Consider the following 9,675-nt stretch of genomic DNA (forward strand, 5'->3'; position numbering starts at 1 on the left):
ATTTTTCATTTATCCGGCAATAGCGGACCTTTTGAAAAGGACTTTGTAAGAAAAAAGAACTTAAACCCGGAGAAAATATCAGAGACCTTTGGTAGCTTAATTTTTATGAAAATCAGTCTTGACATGGGGTCCACTATACAATTGGAATTGTTTAAGTAGCCAGGAAATATTTTAGCCGGGCAGAAACTCCTTATCAACGAACCTGACCCTTTTTGGCCACGGAATCCGATATGCCGCTTGGCATCACAGGCATATCCGATAATACCTGCGGTGATACCATTTGCGGAGTTTGTGGTCCGGTCTGCTTGTGACGAAGTTCTTCGACTATCGGCAAGGCGTAATCAAATACCTCCTTGAGTGATACCCATCCGTCGTGGTTCGCATCAGCGTCTGGCTTCAGGGCGTTTAACAGGGAATAAGTGAAAAGGCCATGTTTAGCCGGAGCGTATTCCTGCGATTCCTCGCTGCCTTTGGATGCTACGATCAAAGCAAACTGTGAGGCGGCAGAACGCTTCATGAGTGAATGCGGCTCAAAGTTACCTTCTATGCTTCGCGCCTGACAGGTGTCGACTATCAGCACGCGGCGTCCGGCCGCATCACGCAGGGCGTCGAAAAAGACCGTCCATGAAATAAGCGAGGCAGCTTTTTTGCCTTTCAGATGATCCTGGGTTTAAAGCTGTCCTTCCAGTCTGAAACAGTAATGCCTCCGGCTTCAAGAATCGGCATAAACAGTGGTTCATCAGGAGCTTTTTCCGTATCCTGGTCGCCTCCGCCAAATACCGCAAAATAAAGTTGCGTATTGTTGCCTTTATCCAGCGGATAGCGCACCACCGAAGCATCGGCTGATAATGCAAAACACTCCTGAGCACGGCTGAAGTTGGCAATATCCGGACCCCGGAATAACTTCAATTTACCATCCGATCCCAAAACACCCACTCCCGGGTCTTCCGAGGCAAAAGCGATCTGGTTATCAGGCATCTGCTGGATTTCTAAAATGCGGTTTTGCGTAAGTGAAATTTTTTCCGGTGCGTCCATTCCCCGGTTTTTCCAGCGATAAACCGGATTAAGCCCTTCACCGGAATACTGGCCGCCGGCAAAAAGAGACAAACCGTCCGATGACCACACAACGCTTGTAAAACCCACCTGGTGCTCGATTTTGCCGGTATCAGGATGATATTTTAAAGACAGGTCCTTTGCAGAAATCACCGAAATTGCCGGAACGTCGATAAATCCGACGGCGATCAGCTCAGCATCCGGTGAGAACCGCACCGAGACAGGTTTCTTGCCTCCGGGAATAGCACGGCGGCCGATCAGCTTGAACTTGTGGTCATACAGCCGCACAAATCCATCCAGGGCGGTAACGACTATGCGGCCTCTGCTGCTGATATCCAGATCCATTATATCATCCTGGTACCCGACATCGGCTGCGACCGTTTTGCCATCTTCTATGCGCAACATCCGAAACCCTGAATATCCCTGTAATCCGACTGCCAGATGCTTGCCGTCCGGCATCCAGGCCAGCGCATTGATCACATTGTCAAAACCGCCCAGTCGGCGGGTCAGCTGGCCGCTTAGCACATCGAAAAAGTAGATGGAGGTTTTTTTGTCCCGGTCCCAGCCCGTCCAGCCCCCTGTCGCCACGGTCTTGCCATCAGGTGAAACGGCAATGGCGTATAGCTGACCTTCATGGCCTGCATCGATTGGAACTCGCAGCACTGATATCAACCGCATCTGCGGCATTTGCCAAACCCTGATGGTTTTGTCATCGGAACAGGTGATCAGGCGGTTGCGCGGCAGATCGGGCAATACGCGCCTGATAAGTGTGGTATGCATGCCGGTCTCGATGCGAAGCTGTGGAGTGGTGGTTGGCTCAGCCGGCTGCGCCGCGTCCGGCCAGGCCCAGAAAAGTATTAAACTCAGGGCAAGAACTAAGCACCTCATCTTGTATGCTCCAGGGTTTCCATTATTTAATGCCGAAATCCGTAGTCTGGCCTACACCGCGTCCCCCGGCGAATTCCATGAGATTTTTATTGTTATCTTCTTCATCCGTATTTTCTTCTTCATCGGGGATGATCTCACTGAGACCGGCGTTACCGGCCGCTCTCATGGCTTCAATTTCACTTTCCGAAAGACTGTCATTGGCGCCCGATGCTCCAGGAACGCCGCTTCCCGATACATTGACAAGATCGGGCGGCAGCGCGGGAAGCGCAGTCAGAGCACCCGGTAAACCGGGCGGATCAACGCGTGGTCCGGGTGTAATGGCCGGTGCTACATCGTACGGAGCTCTCAGCTGAACCTGAGTGGCCAACGGGATATCGCCGAAATAGTTACCAGTATAATTGTAGGGACCAGGGTGGACTACATCCCCTGATAGCAATTTCTCCAGAGCTTCGCCTCCCGTGTTAATGTTTACGCCGTTTGTAACGCCGGAGGATATGCCCTTTGCAGGTGTCAGAGTTCCTCCAGCAACAATGGTCACCGTACCTGAAGCTTTAGCGCCCTGCATAATAATATTACCGCCTGCATGCAGAAACAGGGATGCCGGACCATTTCCTGTCGGGTCAAACGAAGGCTTTCCCGGATAATAGTCTGCACCCGAATAAATCTGCGAAAGGGCATTCTGATCATAACTCGCATAAAATGTGTCTGCATTTGGATCATAAAACTGAACGGCAGGCCCGATATCGCTGCGCAGAGTGATATCTCCGGTTCTTGCAGTAATACTAACGGGACCAAGTGTTTCCAGCAAACCCAGCGTTACCGATCCGTAGGCATCCAGTGCCAGATTCTTCTCGTCACTGATATGAACAGCCGAATAATCGGAAGGACCTCCAAAACTGATGTCGCCCCCTGTTGATGTTGCTATCAGATCGCCTCCTCTCAACCAGATGGTTGGTTCGGGAGAAGCCAATCCGCTTCCGCTGAAATATATATTTCTACCAGCAGTCACATCCAGGCTGTCTATAATAAAGGTGTTCAAGTTTGCATCTCTTCCGGCATTAAGCACCAGGGTTCCGCCTTCACGAACGTTACTGAGATTGATATCCCTCCCCGCATGAATATTGACGATATGACCTATCAATCCGCCGGTAAACACATCTCCTGCAGTCGGGGATAGGGCATTGATAATCAGTTGGCCCGGGTTTAAAACATCGAGATGAATAGCGCCGCCGGACGAAGTAGCGCTTATTTTGGGGGAAAATTTTGCATTGAAGGAGTCGATGCCGCCGTCTGCGATCAGTTCGATCTCGGAAGGTGAATACGCATAGCTTGCAACTGCGCCTTGCAGGATTTTGCTGCGGGTATCGATCGTCAATTTTCCGCTGGTTGAAACCCCGTTTTGTGTTGTTATGGAAATATCGCCCAAAGCTCTGAACGTCAGAGGGCCGCTGCCCGAATCAATAGCAGGGCTTGTCCCTATACCATAACTACTACCCATTCCATAAGTATCGTCTGTACCGTTAACCTCTATTCCGCCGGCACCTGCCGTTATTGTGATAGGCTGATCGTTACTTAAAACCTTATGATTGACTGCGACTTTGTCCGCCGCTGTTAATACAATCTCTCCGGTTGTATCGGGGATCGGAGCATCAACTGTCACATCGCCGCCTGTTGAAATCAGGCTGAGTTTTCCTGTTGTGGAAAACGCTATATAGGGTTTAAGCTGATCAACAATATAGGCTCTCAGGTATGCAGCTTGGTCAGCAATTCCGGTTAAGTCCGGCACCGCAAAAGTTGTTGGGGGGGCAGGACCGGTGGTCAGGTTTCCTCCGGTAGTTGCTGTGATAGGAGCAGAACCGCTCTGTATCCGGTAAGTTCTGCTGTTTGTGTTGTCCCATGCGATATTCAAAATGCCGTTTGTTGCCGCGATATTGACATCTCCATCATATGTTACAAGATCCTTGTTCAGGTTGACATCATTTCCTGCAGCAAGGGTCACATGTCCGCCGGGAACAGGTGTGATGGAAGAATCGATTCCCTGATTGATGTTGACAAAACCCTGAGTTGAAATCAGCGAGAGTCTGCCGCCTGTGAGATAGGATGCATTGGTAAGTGAGGAGCCACTGCGTACTGTGATAGGAGCCGTACCGGCATAAACCGCCTTGCCTTGTGCCAGGTTGACCGTACCTGACCCGGCATACAGATTGACTGCCCCATTATCGGTTACGATGTAAACGTTGACATTGATATCTTTAGCGGCAGACAAGGTCAACCCGCCACCCGCATACCGGCCACGCCCGTCGATAACATAATTGACATTAATATCATTATCCGCACTCACATAGGTGCTTGTTCCGGTGCGCAGCACACGATCGATCAGGCTTGCTTCGGCCATACCAATGGTGAAATCATAGGGGTCCAGCAGAAGTGAGCCGGCTTTGCCATTACTTGCTCCGGCATCGACCATGCCATAAAAGTCCAGCATCTGTTTACCGGAAACCTCGACAATACCTCCATCACCGCCCTCTGCACCGCCGCGCGCTGAGATACTGCCGGAATAAACGGTATGGCCGTCCGACCAGACAACCACTTCTCCACCATCGCCCCGGCTGAGAGCGTCGGCGCTCAATATCGCACCGTCATCAATTTGGGTGCTCTTTGAACGATAGGTGTCATTGCCGCCCTGATAGGCGCCACCTACATGCAATTTACCGCCGCCAAAAATGCCGTCTGCATTAAGCTTTGCCGAAGATGTGAGATGCACCTGATATTTGTCCTCCCTTTGTCCCTCTGGCGCTCAGATTGCCGCTGACATCCACATTACCGCCATGGGCCAGAAGCAGGATGCGACCGCCTTCCTGAACGGCGCTGTCGGCAAGTATTGTGCCGCTCATGTTAATCAGGCTGTCTACCACATCTTTGGCTGCGTCGGCAGTAACCAAAACTGCCTGACCACCATCAACATCAATTGTACCTGACTGACTGATAAGACTTTTTACCGGCTGCCCCTGAGCATCCTTGAGCATGGCCAGAGATGCATCACTCAATGCAAGCTTAATCAGTCCGTCACCGTAAAGATCAATTGTAAAAGTATCTGCCGCACCTAATAAAACCTTGCCCAATCGGGCCTGGATCAGGCCGTCATTACGAACATATGGAGCTACCAGAGCAACCAGACCGCTCTCTGCGGCAGTTATGCTGCCGGCATTGATGATCCCGGCACCAGGTTTGCCTGGTTTGTCAAACACCAGTTTTGCCTGCATAAAATTGTCATTGTTGAGATTGGAAGTGCTGGCGATAGGGCTGCCGACGTTGATCTGGGCGCCCTTGCCAAAAATTATGCCGTTCGGGTTAATGAGAAGCACCTGGCCATTTGCATCCATCCGTCCAAGAATAAGAGAACTCTGATTGCCTGTAACGCGGTTGAATGTGGCTGAAGCGGAGGAAGGTTGGGCGAAACGGACCTGTTCGTTTTGCTGTATGCCAAAGCCACGCCAGTCGATTATAGCACGCTGACTGCTTTGCTGAATAATGGTTGTGTTGCCCTGTTCGACGATATTTGCACTACCGGCACGAACTACCCCGTTTTCCGGGGCGGCATGCGCTGCCGGGATTAATCCGGCAAACAGAACAGTTACCGCCAGCAGATGCAAGGCAATATAATAAGCCCAACTATATGCAGACCTATCAGCAGTTTGTATCTTCTTCATATTTTAACCTCGTTGATCCGGTATATCCAAAATATTTAGTAACGAACGGAAAGCCCCGCATAGCCTCTTATATCCCGGTCTTTTTCTGCGGACACGTCGCGCGTGAGCGGTTTCGCCAATTCGGCATAACAGAAAACATTTCGTCCCAGGTTCATCCTCAGGCCCAGTCCTGCGGAAGCGGCAGATTCCGAATCTGAAGAAAGGTCGCCAGGTGATCGCTGATAAACTATACCGGCATCGTAGAAAGCATATCCTGTATACGAAAAGACCAAACGATGGCTTGTCACAGCGCCGTTATAACGCAATTCCAGTTTCATCCCTACACCATTATCACCCACCAGTTCCGACGGATCGTAACCGCGACCGATTTGCTCTCCGCCAAAACTATAAAGCTCGGAAGATAACAGATCGGTACATGCATATTGTGCGTTGGCAGCTATTAAAAATGACCAGTGTGGCAACAAGGATTGAAGTCTGGCTGCATATAATACTGCCTTGGTGAAATCGACCTTGCCTTCGGGGCGTGAAAGCATCAGGTCGTTATTATCGGAAGATCCCAATCCATTGATCCCCCGGCTCAGTTCGATATCCAGCAGGTTGACGCCCCATGCGTCGGCAAGGTCAAAGGTAGCGCCTAATCTTAAGGCGCGTATGCGGTCGCGCGTGTCCGTAACGCCAAAAATTTGCGTTTTTCCATCATGAGCGGTAAAAGTGCCGCGAAGGTAAAGATTATCGGTCCGGTTTCGAATCAACGGATAGATGTATGTAAGTGCGGCGGATTGGGAAGATGTTTCGAGATTCAGCGGGATGAAGGCCATCTCTTTCGGCTTGGAATCAACGGCAGAAAGGGACAAATTTAATTTACCGCCTTCCGTTCCGAGATTTTCCTCATGCGAAAAAGCACCAAATTTGAGCTTTTCATTTCCGCTGGTCACATACCTCAGCGTAGTTTTTTCCTGTAACCCAAACACCGAGTTTAATCCGATGTCTGCGGATATTCTCATGGGCCCCAGCAATTTTGCCGCCCCTATTATCTAAAGACAGCCCGCCCTGAACCTTGCTTTGAACAAGCTGCACGACCATTTCCGAAGCACCCGGTTCTTTTTGAGAAGCTTTGATCACAGCCGGTGCGTATGCACCGGGCAAATCATTTATCAGCAACAAATAGCGCTCCAGAACTTTATTTTTGAGAGGACGGCACTGCCGGATCTTTTCTGCATAATTGTGCACCAGCTTGCGCTGATCGTTATCCGCCCCTTCTATAGTAACCTCGGCTATGTAGCCCTCAATTACCTTCAAGCGGACCTGCCCGTCTTCGACCGATTGTGCAGGAACAACGACCCGTGACAGGATATAGCCGTCATTACGATATTTTGCAGTCAGTATTGAAGCGATTTGATAAACATCGGCAAGCGAGATCTCCTTGCCCAGACTGCTTTGGTAATAGACCAACAGGTCTTTTTCGGAATAGACGGTTGCTCCCTCAAACACCAGCCGGGTAAGCTTAAACTTTATATCCTGTGCATTCGGTGGCATAAGTTGATCCGCTTCCGGTACGACCATTCTATCCAGCCTGTCTGTTCGTATCTTGGGTTGATGCCGGAACTGCTGTTCGATTTGCCCAGGCTGGACAGTACCCGGCAGTTCGGCGGCACTTGCCATTAAGCTCCAAATTAAGATCAGCCCCAGGATATTTAATATGTTTACAAAAAATTGTCTCATAGTAGATTCGTAATCCGCCTTGAATGGTTTTTCAAAGAAATGAAAGATAGACTTTTATAAAAATTGACACAAACGTCTTTGTTTGTATTCCGGTATGAAAGTGGTAATGATCGGTTTTAACGGGAGTCTAATATAAAAAAAAGGACATATTGGTAAAAACTCCTTTTTACTCTGCGCAAACTTATGAATACAATTTTATTTTTGTCAATGTGAAATAATATTGACTATGGTTATCGTCGCCGGGGCGGTCTTCGATTTCCCTTCGACTCCTTCTTGAACGGCAGGCGCGGCTCGCCGCCACCTGGTGGCAGAATACTTTTGTTTTCCGAAGCAACCCATACAAAACGTGACCGGGATTTACTTCCTTTGTATGCAGGAACCCGGAAACGTCGCACATTAAAGTTGCAATTCATCATGACCTGCTCGAATTTTTTACTTGCTTCAGCCGACCATACAGCCAGACATCCTTGTTTGCGCAAAGCGAGGCGGCAGGCATAAATTCCTTTGTGGCTGTATAAACGACTGTTTCCGGAATCGGTCATAGCGCTGGAACCATTATCGATATCTATCAAAATCGCATCGAATCTGTTCCTGGAACCTGAGATAAGCTCGACAATATCTCCTGTTATAAGTTCAACCCGTTTGTCTTCAAGCGGCTGCTTGTTGAGTTTTCCAAGATGCTCACGGTTCCATTCAACCACATCGTCCATCAGTTCGCTAACCACGACCTGAGCGTTTGGGCTGAGCATGTCAAGAGCTTTGCGCAAGGTATAGCCCATTCCCAGGCCGCCGATTAGTATGCTGGGCGAATTGATATCAGCCAGATGAGCACAGCCCAGACGTGCCAGCTCCTGTTCAGACTCATTTTGACGACTGTGCATCAAATCCTGACCGTTGATCTGTATCGAAAAATCACAGTCATGCTGATAAAGCACCATCTCGCTTCCGCCCGGTGTTTGGGCTGAAGCTATTTTCAATCTCCGGTTCATGCAAAATCCTATCGTTGATAAGTGGCAGGTAAGAGATATATCCTTTATATTTTTATAATAAAAGGTAAGGCTATCAAAACGATACCCAAAAGAACAAGAATATATACATTGGAAACAAAATATGGAAATACCATTAAACCAATGCCGCTGAAAAGTGGAATAATAGCTTTTTGTTTTTTGCCGTAAACAAAAAAGCCCAAACCTATTGATCCCAATACCATTGCCCACATTAAAGTTGATGTACTACCCATTTTTAATTTTCCATATCATTTAACGGTATATTCTTAGGATCATAAATGTTATTTTTAATAACTATCTATAAAACATATCAGGCGATATATCAATATGTTAGTATAGTAATCAAGGTCCAATATCTAATCTTGGAGGGATTCCGTTCACTATTATTGTTGAGCAGGACCAAAGGAGCGGATGAAAAGATCTTGCAGGGCCTGCCGACCGTCATCAGAGAGGAAGCGGGTTCCCGTGCCGCAAAATGTATCCGAGGTAATAACCGGTTTGCCCTCAACCCATTGGTTGTTTTCCCATGAAAACCATCCTTTTCTGTCCTGATCATAGACATTCAGCGGCCTGTTAAATAGTTTCGCCAGCTCGACACCCCAACCTGTTCCACCCTTGACGGTACTGTCTGCCTGTATCCATCCAACCGCAATAACATGGTAACCGCTGTTAACCATGTGGAAAATAGACTGAATGACTTGCCGGATCTTATCCGTCCGGGAATAAGTGCGTTTCATCCGCTGAGAAATAATTTCCATACTGACATCGCCTTTTTGCAGCTCTTCCCTGGTCAGTAACCGTATACCCCGGGTGCGTTCGGCATCATGCCCTTCAAATGATATATTCACCTCATTCATGTTCCATGCCTCGGCAAGTTTTCCGAATTCTGCCTCAGTCCCCTTATGGCCGCCGCTGAACATCGTGATTTTTGAAATGTCTGTCATTTTTATCTCCTTAATGTATTATGCAGTTATAAAAAAAACACCCCGCCGCTGACCGGCAGGATGAGCATTCAAAGTAATACAGCTTTTGCGGATTACAACCGTAACCATCAATTTATTTGATAACAGCATCTGCTTTCGGTACTGTCAAGTTTTTTGTGTAAAATTTTTATCAGCCAGTTTTTGAAAGAATGGCAGATTCTTACGCACTTTTCCGATAGGGTTTGATTTCCAGTGTAACTCCATTTTAAGACAGATAAATGCCAGGAGAGTATAGCAGGCGTTCTCCCCGGCTACGATCTCCATCGGTTTTGTTCTGCGTTTAAATTCTTTGTTAAGGCGTTCAATAATGTT

10 protein-coding genes are annotated in these 9,675 nt (G+C 48.4%); all 10 read right to left on the bottom strand.

Features of this window, described 5'->3' with window-relative positions; genetic code table 11:
- Nucleotides 1-193: 193 nt before the first annotated feature.
- On the bottom strand, nt 194-580 hold the full coding sequence (locus VXK47_RS00545) for a hypothetical protein (RefSeq protein WP_435546823.1): 387 nt from the start codon (nt 578-580) through the stop codon (nt 194-196).
- A 74-nt stretch (nt 581-654) separates the two neighbouring features.
- Entirely contained in the window at nt 655-1,941 is a 1,287-nt protein-coding gene (locus VXK47_RS00550; protein WP_435546824.1) for a WD40 repeat domain-containing protein, read from the bottom strand.
- Nucleotides 1,942-1,963: 22 nt separating this feature from the next.
- On the bottom strand, nt 1,964-4,705 hold the full coding sequence (locus VXK47_RS00555; RefSeq protein WP_435546825.1) for a hypothetical protein: 2,742 nt from the start codon (nt 4,703-4,705) through the stop codon (nt 1,964-1,966).
- Complete coding sequence (locus VXK47_RS00560) at nt 4,677-5,651, bottom strand: filamentous hemagglutinin N-terminal domain-containing protein (RefSeq protein WP_435546826.1); 975 nt, start codon at nt 5,649-5,651, stop codon at nt 4,677-4,679. Before VXK47_RS00560 ends, VXK47_RS00555 begins: the two co-directional genes overlap by 29 nt.
- 35 nt (nt 5,652-5,686) lie before the next feature.
- Complete coding sequence (locus VXK47_RS00565) at nt 5,687-6,655, bottom strand: ShlB/FhaC/HecB family hemolysin secretion/activation protein (RefSeq protein ID WP_435546827.1); 969 nt, start codon at nt 6,653-6,655, stop codon at nt 5,687-5,689.
- On the bottom strand, nt 6,570-7,373 hold the full coding sequence (locus tag VXK47_RS00570; protein WP_435546828.1) for a POTRA domain-containing protein: 804 nt from the start codon (nt 7,371-7,373) through the stop codon (nt 6,570-6,572). Before VXK47_RS00570 ends, VXK47_RS00565 begins: the two co-directional genes overlap by 86 nt.
- Before the next feature lie 230 nt (nt 7,374-7,603).
- On the bottom strand, nt 7,604-8,362 hold the full coding sequence (locus tag VXK47_RS00575) for a spermidine synthase (protein WP_435546829.1): 759 nt from the start codon (nt 8,360-8,362) through the stop codon (nt 7,604-7,606).
- A gap of 44 nt (nt 8,363-8,406) precedes the next feature.
- The gene (locus VXK47_RS00580; RefSeq protein WP_435546830.1) at nt 8,407-8,613 is read right to left on the bottom strand and encodes a hypothetical protein; all 207 of its coding nucleotides are present in this window, start codon (nt 8,611-8,613) and stop codon (nt 8,407-8,409) included.
- Nucleotides 8,614-8,763: 150 nt separating this feature from the next.
- Nucleotides 8,764-9,324: a hypothetical protein gene (locus VXK47_RS00585; RefSeq protein WP_435546831.1), complete on the bottom strand. Its 561-nt coding sequence runs from the start codon at nt 9,322-9,324 to the stop codon at nt 8,764-8,766.
- Nucleotides 9,325-9,468: 144 nt separating this feature from the next.
- Nucleotides 9,469-9,675 (bottom strand): transposase (locus VXK47_RS00590; protein ID WP_435546832.1); only part of this gene is annotated, 207 nt, incomplete at its 5' end.

The sequence above is a fragment of the Desulfobacterium sp. N47 genome (genome assembly GCF_051233685.1).
In the GTDB taxonomy this organism is placed as follows: domain Bacteria; phylum Desulfobacterota; class Desulfobacteria; order Desulfobacterales; family RPRI01; genus RPRI01.